This is a genomic window from Citrobacter sp. Cb004 (genome assembly GCF_030337065.1).
Lineage (GTDB): Bacteria > Pseudomonadota > Gammaproteobacteria > Enterobacterales > Enterobacteriaceae > Citrobacter > Citrobacter braakii.
This window is the reverse complement of record NZ_JAOWCH010000069.1, coordinates 71,407-87,985: the sequence shown is the minus strand read 5'-3', so window position 1 is coordinate 87,985 and position 16,579 is coordinate 71,407. Positions and strand designations below refer to the sequence as shown.

General features: G+C 54.2%; 12 protein-coding genes. 6 read left to right on the top strand and 6 right to left on the bottom strand.

The features are described from left to right. Positions 1–957: Rpn family recombination-promoting nuclease/putative transposase (locus tag OGV65_RS21035; protein ID WP_286455388.1), on the top strand; the 957-nt coding region annotated here is incomplete at its 5' end. A 44-nt stretch (positions 958–1,001) separates the two neighbouring features. On the opposite strand, the gene bioH is transcribed toward OGV65_RS21035, so the two are convergent. Further along, a complete protein-coding gene (gene bioH, locus OGV65_RS21030) occupies positions 1,002–1,772 on the bottom strand; it encodes a pimeloyl-ACP methyl ester esterase BioH (protein ID WP_286455387.1) in 771 nt (256 codons plus the stop codon). A gap of 37 nt (positions 1,773–1,809) precedes the next feature. Between bioH and gntX the strand changes: the two genes are divergently transcribed. The 3 genes from gntX to gntT all read left to right on the top strand — a co-directional run bounded on the left by gntX (position 1,810) and on the right by gntT (position 4,823). Continuing rightward, positions 1,810–2,493, top strand: a complete 684-nt coding sequence (gntX, locus tag OGV65_RS21025) for a DNA utilization protein GntX (RefSeq protein ID WP_016154807.1) — start codon at positions 1,810–1,812, stop codon at positions 2,491–2,493. A gap of 58 nt (positions 2,494–2,551) precedes the next feature. Then, positions 2,552–3,127 (top strand): Fe-S biogenesis protein NfuA, encoded by a 576-nt coding sequence (gene nfuA, locus OGV65_RS21020; RefSeq protein WP_003023509.1) that lies wholly within the window; start codon positions 2,552–2,554, stop codon positions 3,125–3,127. Between the two features lie 379 nt (positions 3,128–3,506). Continuing rightward, positions 3,507–4,823 carry a gluconate transporter gene (gntT, locus tag OGV65_RS21015; protein ID WP_003023507.1) on the top strand — a complete coding sequence of 439 codons (1,317 nt, stop codon included), beginning with the start codon at positions 3,507–3,509 and terminating at the stop codon, positions 4,821–4,823. 80 nt (positions 4,824–4,903) lie between these two features. On the opposite strand, the gene malQ is transcribed toward gntT, so the two are convergent. Then, complete coding sequence (gene malQ, locus OGV65_RS21010; protein ID WP_200080281.1) at positions 4,904–6,991, bottom strand: 4-alpha-glucanotransferase; 2,088 nt, start codon at positions 6,989–6,991, stop codon at positions 4,904–4,906. A 9-nt stretch (positions 6,992–7,000) separates the two neighbouring features. Further along, the gene (gene malP / locus OGV65_RS21005) at positions 7,001–9,394 is read right to left on the bottom strand and encodes a maltodextrin phosphorylase (RefSeq protein WP_286455386.1); all 2,394 of its coding nucleotides are present in this window, start codon (positions 9,392–9,394) and stop codon (positions 7,001–7,003) included. A gap of 629 nt (positions 9,395–10,023) precedes the next feature. On the opposite strand from malP, the gene malT reads away from it, so the two are divergent. Next, on the top strand, positions 10,024–12,729 hold the full coding sequence (gene malT / locus OGV65_RS21000; RefSeq protein ID WP_047501442.1) for an HTH-type transcriptional regulator MalT: 2,706 nt from the start codon (positions 10,024–10,026) through the stop codon (positions 12,727–12,729). A 41-nt stretch (positions 12,730–12,770) separates the two neighbouring features. On the opposite strand, the gene OGV65_RS20995 is transcribed toward malT, so the two are convergent. From OGV65_RS20995 to glpE, 3 genes are all read right to left on the bottom strand, one after another. Further along, positions 12,771–13,529 carry a DeoR/GlpR family transcriptional regulator gene (locus tag OGV65_RS20995; protein WP_003023499.1) on the bottom strand — a complete coding sequence of 253 codons (759 nt, stop codon included), beginning with the start codon at positions 13,527–13,529 and terminating at the stop codon, positions 12,771–12,773. Between the two features lie 15 nt (positions 13,530–13,544). Further along, the gene (glpG, locus tag OGV65_RS20990; RefSeq protein WP_016154811.1) at positions 13,545–14,375 is read right to left on the bottom strand and encodes a rhomboid family intramembrane serine protease GlpG; all 831 of its coding nucleotides are present in this window, start codon (positions 14,373–14,375) and stop codon (positions 13,545–13,547) included. Positions 14,376–14,545: 170 nt separating this feature from the next. Then, the gene (gene glpE / locus OGV65_RS20985) at positions 14,546–14,872 is read right to left on the bottom strand and encodes a thiosulfate sulfurtransferase GlpE (RefSeq protein ID WP_049271932.1); all 327 of its coding nucleotides are present in this window, start codon (positions 14,870–14,872) and stop codon (positions 14,546–14,548) included. Positions 14,873–15,069: 197 nt separating this feature from the next. On the opposite strand from glpE, the gene glpD reads away from it, so the two are divergent. Continuing rightward, on the top strand, positions 15,070–16,578 hold the full coding sequence (gene glpD / locus OGV65_RS20980) for a glycerol-3-phosphate dehydrogenase (RefSeq protein WP_047415950.1): 1,509 nt from the start codon (positions 15,070–15,072) through the stop codon (positions 16,576–16,578). Position 16,579 lies beyond the last annotated feature (1 nt).

Genomic DNA, 16,579 nt, shown 5'->3' with positions numbered 1-16,579 from the left:
ACTGACACGACTGCTACGCCGCATGACGCGATTTTTAAAACGTTCTTAAACCACCCTGCTACCGCACGCGACTTTCTTCGGCTCCATCTTCCAGCCTCTTTGCAAAAACTGTGCGATCTGAAAACGCTACAACTGGAATCGGGCAGCTTTATTGAGGACGATTTGCGCGCGTACTATTCCGATGTGCTGTGGTCATTAAAAACCCGCGAAGGAGATGGCTATATTTACACCATCATTGAGCATCAGAGCACCGCCGATGCCCATATGGCATTTCGGCTGATGCGTTATGCCATTGCGGTCATGCATCGTCATTTGGCTGCAGGTCACAAGAAACTCCCGCTGGTGATACCCATGCTTTTTTATCATGGCGCGGCAAGCCCATACCCCTACTCACTCTGCTGGCTGGACGAATTTGACGACCCAAAGGCCGCCAGACAACTTTATACCTCAGCGTTTCCACTGATCGATATCACCGTGGTTCCCGATGACGAGATCATGCAGCATCGCCGGATGGCGCTGTTGGAACTCATCCAAAAACATATTCGTAAACGCGATTTGATGGGGCTGGTAGAAAAACTGGCCATCCTGCTTATTAAAGGACACGCTAATGACAGCCAGTTGAAAGCCTTGTTTAATTATCTAATGCAGGTCGGGGACACCGCACATTTTACCGAGTTTCTTCATGAGGTCGCCGAACGTTTACCCCAACATAAGGAAAAGTTGATGACTATCGCCGAAAGATTACGACAAGAAGGGCATCTTAATGGTCTTCAGGAAGGTCATATGAAAGGGTTACAAGAGGGATTACAAGAAGGGTTACAAACGGGCTTGCAACAAGGTAAACGAGAGGAAGCTTTACGTATTGCATCAACCCTGCAGGCTGATGGTATCGACCCGCTGACCATCTTCAGAATTACCGGCCTGACCGCTGAGGATCTGGCTACGCGCAGCCATTAATCTCAAGCCCGGTAAGCGTGGCTCTACCGGGCAACACAACAGATTTATAGGCGTTTTTTTAACGCCACCAGCGCTGCGCAGAACTCTGCAGGATGCGAGATAAACGGTGCATGCGCCGCTTTAGCAAATATCAACGACTCGCTATGCGGCCACAGGGCCTCGAGCATTGGGACCACTTTGCGCGGAACCAGTCCATCGAGATAGCCGTACAACCGCAGAAAAGGCATGTCCACAGCGCACAGAGGCTCACGCAGATCGACCGTTTTCAGGATCTCCAGTCCGCCATTGAGCACCTCGACATTCGGCATGGGTAACGCCAGAACTGTTTTCTTCAGTGCCCGCGCATCCTGACGCGCGGTGTCCGTGCCCATCGTCTGCAACGCCAGAAAACGTTCCACCGTACGCTGGAAATCTTCGCTCAACTGCTGCTGGAAACCTGCCAGCACTTCTGGCTTGATACCCGGCCACTCGTCGCGCGCGCTAAAGCAAGGGGAAGACGCCACGGTCACCAGCGCCTGAACACGTTCAGGATGGGTTAACGCCACCTGGCTTGCGACCAGCCCGCCCAGACTCCAGCCGAGCCAGATGGCTTTCTCCGGCGCCTGTTTTACTACCCGCTCAGCCATCTCTTCCAGCGACATTGCGCCGAACCCCTGGCTGCGACCAAATCCCGGTAAGTCGACAAGATGCAGCGTGAAATGCGAACTCAATTCCTCGCTTATGCAATGCCACACTTGCGCATTCAGTCCCCATCCGTGCAGCAGCACAAGATGGCAATTTCCCGAACCCTGGGTCTGCCACCAGATGTCATTCATCAGTTATTGTTCTCTTTTAGCCTGAAAGAATGCTTCTATGCTAACAGTACCGGGATTGTGCTGGCTATGCCGAATGCCCCTGACGTTAGGGCATTGGGGGATCTGTTCAGTCTGCACACGGGCAACGCATCAGCACGTCAGCCGGTGTCCTCAATGTGGACTTCCTGCCGCGCATACCGTCGTTCCCTGCGGGCGCTGTCTGCAAAAACCACCGCCGTGGCAGCGACTGGTTACCGTCAGCGACTATGCTCCGCCATTGAGCGGGCTTATCCACCAGCTCAAGTTTTCCCGACGTGGCGAAATGGCCCCCGCTCTTTCACGCTTGTTGTTGCTGGAGGTATTACAGGCCCGGCGCGTCAGCGGTCTTCCTCTGCCGGACAGGCTCGTCAGCGTCCCGCTCTGGCAACGCCGGCACTGGCGCAGAGGGTTTAATCAGAGCGACTTACTGTGTCGTCCCCTGGCCCGCTGGCTGGGCTGCGACTGGGACAGCCGGGCTATCACGCGGGTTCGGGCAACCGCCACACAGCACCATCTCAGCGCCCGATTACGTAAACGTAACCTGAAAAACGCCTTTCGCCTTGAATTGCCAGTGCAGGGACTCCATATGGTCATTGTGGATGATGTCGTCACTACCGGAAGTACCGTCGCGGAAATCGCGCAGCTGCTTTTACGCAACGGCGCGGCGACTGTCCAGGTATGGTGCCTGTGTCGAACCTTGTAGAGCCTCGATGATGGGCGTATTATAACCAAGTAAAATAGTCAACTATTAGGCCATTACTATGATCCATATTTCCGATGCTGCACAAGCGCACTTTGCCAAACTGCTGGCAAATCAGGAAGAAGGGACACAAATCCGCGTATTTGTGATTAATCCCGGCACGCCTAACGCTGAATGCGGCGTTTCTTATTGTCCGCCGGACGCCGTGGAAGCAACCGACACCGCCATTAAATTTGACCTGCTGACCGCATATGTTGATGAACTGAGTGCACCGTATCTGGAAGATGCAGAAATCGATTTCGTTACCGACCAGTTAGGCTCCCAGCTGACCCTGAAAGCACCAAACGCCAAAATGCGTAAAGTTGCCGATGATGCGCCGCTGATGGAACGCGTGGAGTACATGCTGCAATCGCAGATCAACCCACAGCTGGCAGGTCATGGTGGTCGCGTCTCTCTGATGGAAATCACCGATGAAGGCTACGCTATTCTGCAGTTTGGCGGCGGATGTAACGGCTGTTCAATGGTGGATGTAACGCTGAAAGAAGGTATCGAGAAGCAGCTGCTGGCTGAATTCCCTGAACTGAAAGGCGTTCGCGATTTAACCGAACACCAGCGCGGCGAGCACTCTTACTACTAACGCCTCAACCTGTAGAGTTTCCGTAGGCCCGTTAAGACGCATCCGCGCCGCCATCGGGCATTGATGCCGGATGGCAGCGTAATCGCTTTATCCGGCCTACAACCTTGCATTTCTCCGCATATTTCCTGCAACAATCCCCCTCATAATTTGACCAGCCTCTCATAATTTAAATTTTGCCTGCCCAGGTGATTTTCAAGCGCCGTATGTTACCCGTATCATTCGCATCAGCACCTAACACACACATAACAGCCAGCTAAACTGATTAGTTTTGAAGGCAACCAGCATTGGTGCTGAGAATGCTCTGTTCCCGGTCGGGACAATCGGAATTTGTCATCTAAACACTGACGTTACCCATAACAAAGTAAAGGCCAGGTAAATCATGCCATTAGTCATCGTTGCTATCGGTGTAATCTTGTTACTCCTCCTGATGATCCGTTTCAAAATGAACGGTTTCATCGCTCTCGTCCTGGTGGCGCTTGCTGTCGGATTGATGCAAGGGATGCCACTGGATAAAGTCATCGGTTCGATTAAAGCCGGCGTCGGCGGAACCCTTGGCAGCCTCGCCCTGATTATGGGTTTTGGCGCCATGCTGGGCAAAATGCTGGCGGACTGCGGCGGCGCACAGCGCATCGCAACCACCCTGATTGCTAAATTCGGCAAAAAACATATTCAGTGGGCGGTGGTATTAACCGGCTTCACCGTCGGTTTTGCCCTGTTCTACGAAGTCGGCTTCGTGCTGATGCTGCCGCTGGTGTTCACCATCGCCGCTGCTGCCAACATCCCGCTGCTGTATGTTGGCGTGCCGATGGCTGCTGCGCTGTCCGTAACTCACGGCTTCCTGCCGCCGCACCCAGGTCCGACCGCTATTGCCACCATTTTCCACGCAGATATGGGTAAAACCCTGCTGTTTGGTACGATTCTGGCAATCCCGACCGTTATTCTCGCCGGTCCGGTGTACGCTCGCTTCCTGAAAGGTATCGATAAGCCAATCCCGGAAGGTCTGTACAGCGCGAAAACGTTTACCGAAGAAGAGATGCCTGGCTTTGGCGTCAGCGTCTGGACCTCCCTGGTACCGGTTATCCTGATGGCGATGCGCGCCGTGGCGGAGATGATTCTGCCAAAAGGCCACGCTTTCCTGACGGTGGCAGAATTCCTGGGTGACCCGGTTATGGCAACGCTTATCGCGGTGCTGATTGCGATGTTCACTTTTGGTCTGAACCGCGGACGTTCGATGGATCAGATCAACGACACGCTGGTGTCCTCCATCAAAATCATCGCGATGATGCTGTTGATCATCGGTGGTGGCGGTGCCTTCAAACAGGTCCTGGTGGATAGCGGCGTGGACAAGTACATCGCGTCAATGATGCACGGTTCAAACGTTTCTCCGCTGCTGATGGCATGGTCTATCGCTGCGGTACTGCGTATCGCACTGGGCTCCGCAACCGTTGCAGCGATCACCGCTGGTGGGATTGTGGCACCGCTGATTGCAACGACCGGCGTAAGCCCTGAGCTAATGGTTATTGCGGTTGGTTCCGGTTCCGTCATTTTCTCCCACGTGAACGATCCGGGCTTCTGGCTGTTCAAGGAGTACTTCAACTTGACCATCGGTGAAACCATCAAGTCATGGTCAATGCTGGAAACCATTATCTCCGTCTGCGGTCTGGTAGGGTGTCTGCTGCTGGGTATGGTGGTCTGATATAACTGTGCCGGGTGGCGCTTCGCTTACCCGGCCTACCTGCTATCACCCTAAAAAAGCCGGGGAAATCCCCGGCTTTTTTACTTCTTCTTCGCGGCCGCTTTTCGGCGCTTATCCAAATCCTTAATCAGCTTGTTCACACCGTCATCGGCAAACATCTGCTCCAGCGTGGCGGTGAGCTTACGCCGCCAGTTTTTGTACTGGTCGCTGGTCCCGGGAATATTGACAGGCTCAGCCATATCCAGCCAGTCTTCCGGTTGCAGGCCCAACAGCGCACTGTTGCTGTCAGCGATGTAGCGTTGCATGCCGCGATTAAGAATCGGCGTCATCGACATCAGTGACGCCTTGTGACCAGCACGTTTTGGCAGGCACCCGTATTTGTGCAGCGCGTCCAGCAGCCCCTGTTTCGCCAGTTCTCTGTCCTGATACAACCCACGCAGCACGACTTCATCCGGGTACAGCCCCAGCGCCTTACCCAGCGTCAGATCGCCGCTATCCCAATAACCTTTAAGCGTAGGAAGGTCATGCGTCGCCGCGACTGCCATTGATTGTTCCGGGTACGCTTTCGGCGCGCGGAAATTTTTCTCATGGTCATTCTCAAAATAAAGCACTTTGTAGGAGTACACGCCGCTGTCACGCAGCTTGCTGACGATCTCTACCGGCACAGTCCCCAGATCTTCACCAATTACCATGCAGTGATGACGTTTACTTTCCAGCGCCAGAATTGAAAGCAGATCGTCGACCGGATAATGCACGTAGGCGCCGTGATCGGCAGTTTCGCCGTAAGGGATCCACCACAGACGCAGCATCGACATAACATGGTCGATACGCAACGCACCGCAGTTCTGCATATTGGCACGCAGCAGTTCGATAAACGGTTCGTAAGCGCGTGCTGTGATGATATGCGGATCCATCGGCGGCAATCCCCAGTTTTGCCCGAGCGGACCGAGAATATCCGGCGGTGCGCCAACCGAGGCTTTCAGGCAATACAACTCGCGGTCGCACCAGGTTTCCGCCCCGCCTTCGGCCACGCCGACAGCCAGATCGCGATATAATCCAATCGGCATCGCAAAGCCCTGGCTGGTTTTCCAGCAATCAGCAAACTGGGTATACGCCAGCCACTGCAACCACAGGTAGAAATCCACTTCATCACGATGCTCTTCGCAAAAGCGTTTTACCTCTGGTGAATCCACCGACTGGAAAGCTTGCGGCCACACCGGCCAGCCCCAGCGCAGTGCGTCCTCTTTCACCTGATGCGCATGCAGCGCGTCAAAGGCCGCCTGCCAGTACAGACTATCCCCTTCCTGAATCACAAACTGACGAAATGCCGCCATCTGCTCATCGTCACGTGCAGAGAAGCTTTTCCACGCCATACGCAGCGCTGTCATCTTCAATGCGGTAACGGCAGAATAATCAACCCACTCGGTATCACGCGCGCGTTGCAGAGCTTGCTGAGTCGCGGGTTTCTGCCACCAGGCCTGCGCCTCTTTACTCAGGCGAAAATCGTCTACTGCGTTCACATCAATATAAATAACGTTCAACCAGCGGCGTGACGACGGGCTGTACGGACTGGCACTCTCTGGGTTCGCCGGATACAGCGCGTGAATCGGATTCAGACCGATAAACGCGCCACCGCGTTGCGCCACCTCCACCAGCATGGCACGGAGATCGCCAAAGTCGCCAATCCCCCAGTTTTTTTCTGAACGCAGGGTATAGAGCTGAACACATGCGCCCCACAGCTTTTGCCCGGCTAACAGCGTCTGCGGCTCATAGCAGCGTTTCGGCGCGACGATGATGCGGCAATGGGTACGCAACTCCCCCTGGGTTAGGGTAAGCGTGTGATACCCTTCCGGCAGCTTCGCCGGAAGGTTGAACGATTTACCGCCGACGGCATGCCCTTTGTGCTGCACACCCTCTTCGGTGGTCAGCAGCCAGGTAAACTCTCCGCGTCCCTCAACTGCCAGCGGCATTTTCTTACCAGCGGTATAAACCATGACATTCGGCACCGGGGTCACCGCCACCTGAGCGGTGGCGGTGGAGCGATGCATAGCGTCAAGCAAACGCCGCTTGGTTTCGACGCCAATAGACTGCGGTTTACCGTGGGCATTAATGTAATTGGGGCTGATCCCCGCCGCCAACGCGGCATTATCCAGACGTTTGCTTTCCATCGCGATTCCTTAACGTTTCGCCTGCCAGATACGAGTCTGATAATCGCGGATGGAGCGATCCGAACTGAACATGCCGCAACGCGCGGTATTCAGAATCGCCGCCCGGGTCCAGGCTTCCTGGTCACGATACAACACGTCAACCTGCTTCTGGGCTTCAACGTAGGCCGCGAAGTCCGCCATTACCAGATACGGGTCACCGCCCTGCTTGCCGATACTGTGCAGCATCTGGTCGAAAGCATGTTTATCGCCGTCGCTGTACTTCCCGCTTTCCAGCTCTTTCAGAACAGCATCCAGCACTTTATCTTTCTTACGCCATTTCACCGGGTCGTACCCTTTGGCCTTGAGCGCCTTCACCTCTTCCACGGTATGACCAAAGATAAAGATATTCTCGTCACCTACCTTCTCGGCGATTTCGACGTTTGCACCATCCAGCGTACCGACGGTTAACGCACCGTTCAGCGCCAGCTTCATGTTACCGGTGCCGGAAGCCTCTTTCCCTGCGGTGGAGATTTGCTCAGAGATATCTGCCGCAGGGATCAACATTTCCGCCGCCGAGACACAATAATCCGGCAGGAATACGACCTTCAGCTTGTCGCCCACCTGCGGGTCGTTATTGATGGTTTCTGCGACCTTGTTAATGGCGAAGATGATATTTTTCGCCAGGTAGTAACCCGGAGCGGCTTTCGCGCCAAACAGGAATACGCGCGGCACGCGATCGGCCTGCGGGTTCTCACGGATTTCTTTGTATAACGCCAGAATATGCAGCAAGTTGAGGTGCTGACGCTTGTACTCATGCAGGCGTTTAATCTGAATATCAAAGAGAGCGTTAGTCGTTATCTCAATACCGGTACGCGCTTTAATAAACTTCACCAGACGCGCTTTGTTCGCCAGCTTGATGTCACGATACTGCTGACGAAACTTCGCGTCGTCGGCGTATTTTTCCAGGTTAATCAACTGATCGAGGTCGTTGGACCACTCTTTTTTCAGCGATTTATCCAGCAGCGCGGCAAGTGCCGGGTTGCACTGCTTAATCCAGCGACGCGGAGTAATCCCGTTAGTGACGTTATGGAATTTGTTCGGCCAGAGCTGATGATATTCCGGGAACAGATCCTTCACCACCAAATCGGAGTGCAGCGCCGCCACGCCGTTAACCGCAAAGCCGCTGACCACGCACATGTTGGCCATACGCACCTGTTTGTTGTGCACCACCGCCAGCTTCGCCCAAACTTCAGCGTCACCCGGCCAGGTTTTATCGACCAGCTTCTTAAAGCGGTCGTTAATCTCTTTGATGATTTGCATATGGCGCGGCAGTAGTGCTTTCACCAGCTTCTCGTCCCAGCACTCCAGCGCCTCTGGCATCAAAGTGTGGTTGGTATAAGCAAAGGTCTTGCTGGTAATAGCCCACGCATCGTCCCAGCTCATCTGGTGCTCATCAATCAGTACACGCAGTAGCTCAGGGATGGCGATGGTCGGGTGAGTATCGTTGAGCTGAATCACCTCAAAATCAGCCAGCTCATGCAGTTTACGCCCTGCCAGAAGATGGCGGCGCAGAATGTCAGCTACGGAGCAAGCGCACTGGAAGTATTGCTGCATCAGGCGCAGCTTTTTACCCGCGGTGTGGTTGTCGTTCGGGTACAGCACTTTGGTGAGTTTTTCAGCGTCGATGCCCTGCTGCTCTGCGCGCAGGAAATCGCCGTCATTAAATTTGGTCAGGTTAAACGGATGCGCGTGGCTGGCCTGCCACAGACGCAGCGGTTGCGCCACGCCGTTACGGTAGCCGAGAACCGGTAGATCCCAGGCCTGGCCGGTGATAACAAACCCCGGCTCCCAGTGCCCTTCTTTGGTGACCTTGCCGCCAATCCCTACTTGCACATCCAGTGCCTCGTTGTGACGGAACCACGGATAGCTGCCGCGATGCCAGTCATCCGGGGCTTCCATCTGCTGCCCATCGGCAAATGACTGACGGAACAGGCCGTACTGGTAGTTGAGACCATAGCCCGTCGCCGATTGACCGACTGTCGCCATCGAATCAAGGAAGCAGGCCGCCAGGCGCCCCAATCCACCGTTACCCAGCGCCGGGTCGATCTCTTCTTCCAGCAGGTCGGTCAGGTTGACGTCATGGGCTTTCAGCTCATCGCTCACCGCCTGATACCAGCCGAGATTGAGTAAGTTGTTGCCAGTCAGACGGCCAATCAAAAACTCCATCGAGATGTAGTTAACATGGCGCTGATTTTTTGCCGGCTTCGCCGCAGGCTGGGCGCTGAGTAACTCAGCCAACGCCCCACTCACTGCCTGCCACCACTGGCGCGACGTCATTTCTTGAGCCGACAGTAAACCGAAGTGCTGCCACTGACGCGTCAGGGCAGCCTGAAATTGATCTTTGTTGAAAGTAGGCTGTGACATAGGGGTTCCAGATCCTTAGGTAATAAAACAACGTTATCGCTAGTTTGCCAGGCTCGTTGTTGACCTTCCTCATCCTGGCACGGATTAGGCAGGGAGGAGGAGCGGGGATGAGCATAAAAGTGTGATCGCCGCCACTTAAAGGGGGTGTTATCGCCCGTAAATTCGCGTAAGCCCGGCATAACGCCCCTGTAATGCCCAACGGACGGCGCATTAATAACAAGAGATAAATCGACAATATCAAATAGAGGGGTGACGATGGGAAACAATCTGTAAACAGAGAAATAGTTTCTAACCTGAAATATCCAAGGTGGATAAGATAATTCACATAAAACTTTTAAGTCGGCCACAAAATTCGGCTCTTTACATTAAGCAACTGAGTAAGCTTATAAAAAGGGAGGTATTTTTCGGCTCAGCCAAAATACCGACGGATCCAGTCGCCACGCCTGTTGTGACTCTTTAAAGCAATTAATGTAATAGATGTTTAGATTTGTGACATAGTGCAAAATCAGACACACAAAAAGTCCGCTTAGCTTGCATAAAACACTAATCTGGCCGACCTTATATCTATTAATTACGAAGCGCAAAAAAAATCATTTTTCCCCATTTTCACACAGTGAAGTGACTAACTTATGTTGATTCCGTCTAAATTAAGTCGTCCGGTTCGACTCGACCATACGGTGGTTCGTGAGCGCCTGTTGGCTAAACTTTCCGGCGCGAACAATTTCAGGCTTGCCCTGATAACAAGTCCTGCTGGTTATGGAAAAACGACGTTGGTTTCACAATGGGCAGCGGGGAAGAACGAATTAGGCTGGTACTCTCTGGATGAAGGCGATAATCAACAAGAGCGCTTTGCCAGCTATCTGATCGCCGCTATCCAGCAGGCAACCGGTGGACACTGCACCACCAGCGAAGCGATGGTGCAAAAGCGCCAATACGCCAGCCTGACGTCACTGTTTGCGCAGCTATTTATTGAACTGGCCGAGTGGCATCGCCCGCTCTACCTGGTAGTGGATGATTATCATCTCATCTCCAATCCGGCAATTCACGAAGCGATGCGTTTCTTCCTGCGTCATCAGCCTGAGAACCTCACGCTGGTCGTGCTGTCGCGCAACCTGCCGCAGTTGGGTATTGCCAACCTGCGAGTACGCGATCAGTTGCTGGAGATCGGCAGCCAACAGCTGGCGTTTAACCACCAGGAAGCCAAACAATTTTTCGATAGACGTTTGTCCTCGCCTATCGAAGCGGCAGAAAGCAGCCGGATGTGCGATGACGTTGCTGGCTGGGCCACGGCGTTACAGCTGATTGCCCTCTCCGCCCGCCAGAACAACCACTCTGCACACCAGTCCGCACGCCGGCTCGCCGGGATCAACGCCAGCCATCTGTCCGATTATCTGGTTGATGAAGTGCTGGACAGCGTCGACCTCGGCACTCGTCATTTCCTGCTGAAAAGCGCCATTCTGCGCTCAATGAACGACGCACTGATCGTCCGGGTCACTGGGGAAGAAAACGGCCAGATGCGGCTGGAGGAGATTGAGCGCCAGGGATTATTCTTGCAGCGGATGGATGACGTCGGTGAGTGGTTCAGCTATCACCCGCTATTTGGCAGCTTTTTACGCCAGCGCTGTCAGTGGGAACTGGCAAGCGAACTGCCCGAAATACACCGCGCCGCCGCTGAAAGCTGGATGGCGCAAGGTTTCCCTAGCGAAGCTATCCACCACGCGCTGGCGGCAGGCGACGCCCATATGCTACGCGATATCCTGCTTAACCATGCATGGGGACTGTTTAACCACAGCGAACTGACATTACTGGAAGAGTCGCTGAAAGCCCTGCCGTGGGAAAGTCTGCTGGAAAATCCGCGTCTGGTTCTGCTGCAAGCCTGGCTGATGCAAAGCCAGCACCGCTACGGCGAGGTTAATACCCTGCTGGCGCGCGCTGAGCAGGAAATGAAAGGCGACATGGAACCGACGCTGCACGCCGAATTTAACGCCCTGCGTGCGCAGGTCGCGATTAACGACGGAAATCCTGACGAAGCCGAGCGCCTGGCAAAGCTGGCGCTGGATGAGTTACCCATCGCCTGGTTCTATAGCCGTATCGTCGCCACCTCGGTACACGGTGAAGTCCTGCACTGTAAGGGCGATCTCACGCGTTCTCTGGCGTTGATGCAGCAAACCGAGCAAATGGCGCGCCATCATGACGTCTGGCATTACGCGCTGTGGAGTTTAATCCAGCAAAGCGAAATTTTGTTTGCCCAGGGCTTTTTACAGGCCGCCTGGGAGACTCAGGAAAAAGCGTTTCAGCTGATCAAAGAGCAGCATCTGGAACAACTGCCGATGCACGAGTTCCTGGTGCGTATTCGCGCGCAACTGCTGTGGGCATGGGCGCGCCTGGACGAATCGGAAGCGTCTGCCCGCGCGGGTATTGAACTGCTTTCCACATTCCAGCCGCAGCAACAGCTACAGTGCCTGGCGCTGCTGATTCAATGTTCGCTGGCCCGGGGGGATCTGGATAATGCGCGTAGCCTGCTCAACCGCCTGGAAAACCTGCTGGGTAACGGTCACTATCACAGTGACTGGATCTCGAACGCCGATAAAGTACGGGTGATTTACTGGCAAATGGTGGGCGACAAAAACTCGGCCGCCAACTGGCTGCGCCACACGCCGAAACCGGAATTCGCCAATAACCACTTTCTGCAAAGCCAGTGGCGCAACATCGCCCGCGCGCAGATCCTGCTGGGCGAGTTTGAACCGGCTGAGATTGTGCTGGAAGAGTTGAATGAAAATGCGCGCAATTTGCGCCTGATGAGCGATCTGAACCGTAACCTGCTGCTGCTTAATCAGCTCTACTGGCAGGCAGGGCGCAAAAATGACGCACAGCGTGTGTTACTCGACGCGCTACAGCTGGCGAACCGCACCGGATTTATCAGTCACTTTGTCATTGAAGGTGAGGCCATGGCGCAGCAACTGCGTCAGCTGATTCAGCTCAATACCTTACCGGAACTCGATCAGCACCGCGCCCAGCGCATTTTGCGTGAGATTAACCAGCATCACCGCCATAAATTCGCCCACTTCGATGAAGGGTTCGTTGAGCGTCTGCTTACTCACCCGGAAGTACCGGAGCTTATCCGCACCAGCCCGCTGACCCAGCGCGAATGGCAGGTTCTGGGACTGATTTATTCGGGCTACAGCAACGAGCAGATCGCCGGAGAATTAGCCGTCGCGGCAACGACCATCAAGACGCACATCCGCAATTTGTATCAAAAGCTCGGCGTCGCACACCGCCAGGATGCGGTGCAACATGCGCAGAAACTGCTGAAAATGATGGGGTATGGGGTTTAGTTAATGCCTGATACGCTACGCTTATCAGGCCTGGAATTAACTTAGCACAGCTCTAACTGAATATGATGGTCCGCAATAACCTGCATCACGCCAGCTGGCGGCAGCGTGTCGGTATACACCGCATCCACCATGCTGATACTGCCCATATTCACCATCGCGTTACGCCCAAACTTCGAGTGATCCACCACCAGCATCACATGCCGTGAATTCTCAATAATCGCGCGCTTGGTGCGAACTTCGTGATAATCAAACTCCAGCAGGGAGCCATCGCTATCGATACCGCTAATCCCTAAGATGCCGAAGTCCAGGCGGAACTGAGAAATAAAGTCGAGGGTCGCTTCGCCCATAATACCGCCGTCGCGGCTACGCAGTTCGCCACCGGCGAGTATGATGCGGAAATCCTCTTTCGCCATCAGCGTATTCGCCACATTGAGGTTGTTGGTCACAATGCGTAAATTGCTGTGATTGAGCAGCGCGTGAGCCACCGCTTCCGGCGTAGTGCCGATATCAATGAACAACGTAGAACCGTTCGGGATCTGCGTGGCAACTTTGCGGGCAATGCGCTCTTTTTCCGCCGTCTGTGTCGCTTTACGGTCATGCCACGGGGTGTTGACCGAGCTGGAGGGCAGCGCCGCGCCACCGTGATGGCGCAAAATCATGTTCTGATCGGCCAGATCGTTAAGATCGCGGCGAATCGTCTGCGGGCTGACGGAGAAATGCTCCACCAGCTCCTCAGTACTGACGTATCCCTGTTTCTTTACCAGCTCGATGATCGCGTCATGTCGTTGTGTTTGCTTCATTATTGTTCCCTGAAATTACGTTCGTTTTCGTACATTCATAGTATCGGCAAACGCCATTGCCAGACCCACGGCCAGCCCGGCGATATGTGCGCCGTTCGCCATCGACATGCCGAACACATCAAACCAGCCGGCAACAATCCAGATCAAAGCAAAGATAATCAAACCACGCTGCAGGAAAATACCACTTTGTGGATCGCGCTCGCCGCGCAACCACACATAACCCATCAGCGCATATACCACGCCAGACAGCCCACCAAACCACGGGCCGCTAAATTTCTGCTGAACGTAGCCGCTTAGCAGGGCGCTGATCACGGTAATTACAATCAGTTTTCCGCTGCCCAGACGCTTTTCTACCGCACCACCGAGATACCACCACCACAGCAGGTTGAACAGAATATGCATCAGCGAGAAGTGCATAAAAGCGTGGGTGAAATAACGCCAGAATTCAAATTTCAGCGAAGGGTCAAACGGCCATGCCAGCCAGAGCATCACAGTCTGGTCGCCCAGCGTGTTCATCGCGATAAACACCAGCACACACGCGGCCATCACCACCCAGGTTACCGGGCCTGCGCGTTCGCGCAATGTGGCCAGGAACGGATAACGCTGGTAGCGCAGACCGCTGTCGGTATGACCCGACTGCCAGCTTGCTGCGAGGTAACGCGGATCGCCTGGATTCTCCAGAAATCGCGCCAGCTCAGCATGCACGCGCTCAGCCTGGGACTCATCCGCCAGCCAGACATCCGTTTGCTGATGTTGTTGAATCGTCAGGATAACGCCCTGTGTCGCCATATAATCAACAAATGCCTGCGCCACGCGGGGGTTAGCAAAAGAGGTAATCATCAACATGTTTGCTGTCGCTTATTCCACACAAAAGAGGACAGTATATATACCCTTCTTACTTCGAGCTGCATCTTTGTTGGCTTTCCTCACTCACTCCGGTCACGTACTGTTCGTACGCTCCCGGAGATTCGCTGCGTCGCCGTCGCGATGCAACTCGAATTAATTTGGGTATAGTCTTACGAACCGTATGCCACTTCTGCCGGAAAATGTCGATGCCAGGCGTCGAAGCCGCCGTCAACACTGTAAACCACGTCATAGCCCTGCTGAAGAAGATATTGCGCCGCGCCTTTACTGCTGTTGCCGTGATAACACATTACTAACACGGCGGTGTCGAAATCATGCTCGCGCATAAATGACCCCAGCGTGTCGTTCGTCAGATGAAACGCCTGTGGGGCGTGACCCATCGCATAGCTTTGCGGGTCGCGGATATCCACTAACACCGCGGTCCCCTGGTGCAGCTTCTGATGCGCTTCTTCGACATTAATACATTCAAACTGATCCATTGCTCTCTCTTCTTTATATTGCAGGTGACGCTTTTCAGACATGTACTTCTTAGTGTACGTCCCGACGGCAGTTAAACGCCATAATGTTATATGTATCACTGTAAATTGTTTATCCGATGTTACCAATGGCGCGATTCTTTGCTATTATGCTCGATAACGAACATTAATGAGCTATAACGAAAGTGCGAGAGGCCAGCATGGAAACCAAAGATCTGATTGTGATAGGTGGAGGCATCAACGGTGCCGGTATCGCGGCAGATGCCGCTGGACGCGGTTTATCCGTGCTGATGCTGGAAGCGCAGGATTTAGCCTGCGCAACCTCTTCCGCTAGCTCCAAACTCATCCACGGTGGCCTGCGCTACCTGGAACACTACGAATTTCGCCTGGTGAGCGAAGCGCTGGCCGAACGTGAGGTGTTGTTGAAAATGGCACCGCATATCGCCTTCCCAATGCGCTTTCGTCTGCCCCATCGCCCGCACCTGCGTCCAGCGTGGATGATCCGAATTGGTCTGTTTATGTACGATCATCTGGGCAAACGCACCAGTTTGCCGAGTTCGACCGGTTTGCGTTTTGGCGCAGATTCCGTAATGAAACCTGAGATTGTGCGCGGTTTCGAATATTCTGACTGCTGGGTAGACGATGCGCGGCTGGTTTTGGCAAACGCCCAAATGGTCGTACGCAAAGGCGGAGAGGTGTTAACCCGCACTCGCGCTACCTCCGCTCGCCGTGAAAACGGTTTGTGGATTGTTGAAGCTGAAGATATCGATACCGGTAAAAAGCACACCTGGCAGGCACGTGGTCTGGTCAATGCCACCGGCCCATGGGTGAAAGAGTTCTTCGACGACGGCATGCATCTGCCATCGCCGTACGGTATTCGTCTGATTAAAGGCAGCCACATCGTGGTGCCGCGCGTCCATACCCAGAAGCAAGCTTATATTCTGCAAAACGAAGATAAACGTATTGTGTTTGTCATCCCATGGATGGACGAATTCTCGATTATCGGGACGACTGACGTCGAATACAAAGGCGACCCGAAAGCGGTAAAAATTGATGAGAGTGAAATCAATTACCTGCTGAAGGTCTACAACGCGCACTTTAAGAAACAACTGGGCCGTGACGATATCGTCTGGACCTACTCGGGTGTACGCCCGCTGTGCGATGACGAGTCCGACTCGCCGCAGGCTATCACCCGTGATTACACGCTGGATATCCACGATGAAAACGGCAAAGCGCCGCTGCTGTCGGTCTTTGGCGGTAAGCTGACGACCTACCGTAAGCTGGCCGAACACGCGATGGAAAAACTGGCGTCGTACTATCAGGGAATCGGTCCGGCGTGGACAAAAGAGTGCATTCTGCCAGGCGGTGACATCGGCGGCGATCGTGAAGATTACGCGGCCAAACTGCGCCGTCGCTACCCGTTCCTGACCGAGTCGCTGGCGCGCCATTATTCGCGCACCTACGGCAGTAACACCGAATGGATTATCGGGGAAGCCACCTCGCTTGCCGAGTTAGGTGAAGACTTCGGCCATGAGTTCTATGAGGCCGAGCTGAAATATCTGGTCGATCACGAATGGGTGCGCCGTGCGGAAGATGCGCTGTGGCGTCGCACGAAAGAAGGTATGTGGCTGAACGCTGAACAGCAGTCGCGCATGACCCAGTGGCTGGTGGAGTACATTGAGAAACAGCAGCTGTCGCTGGCGTCTTAAG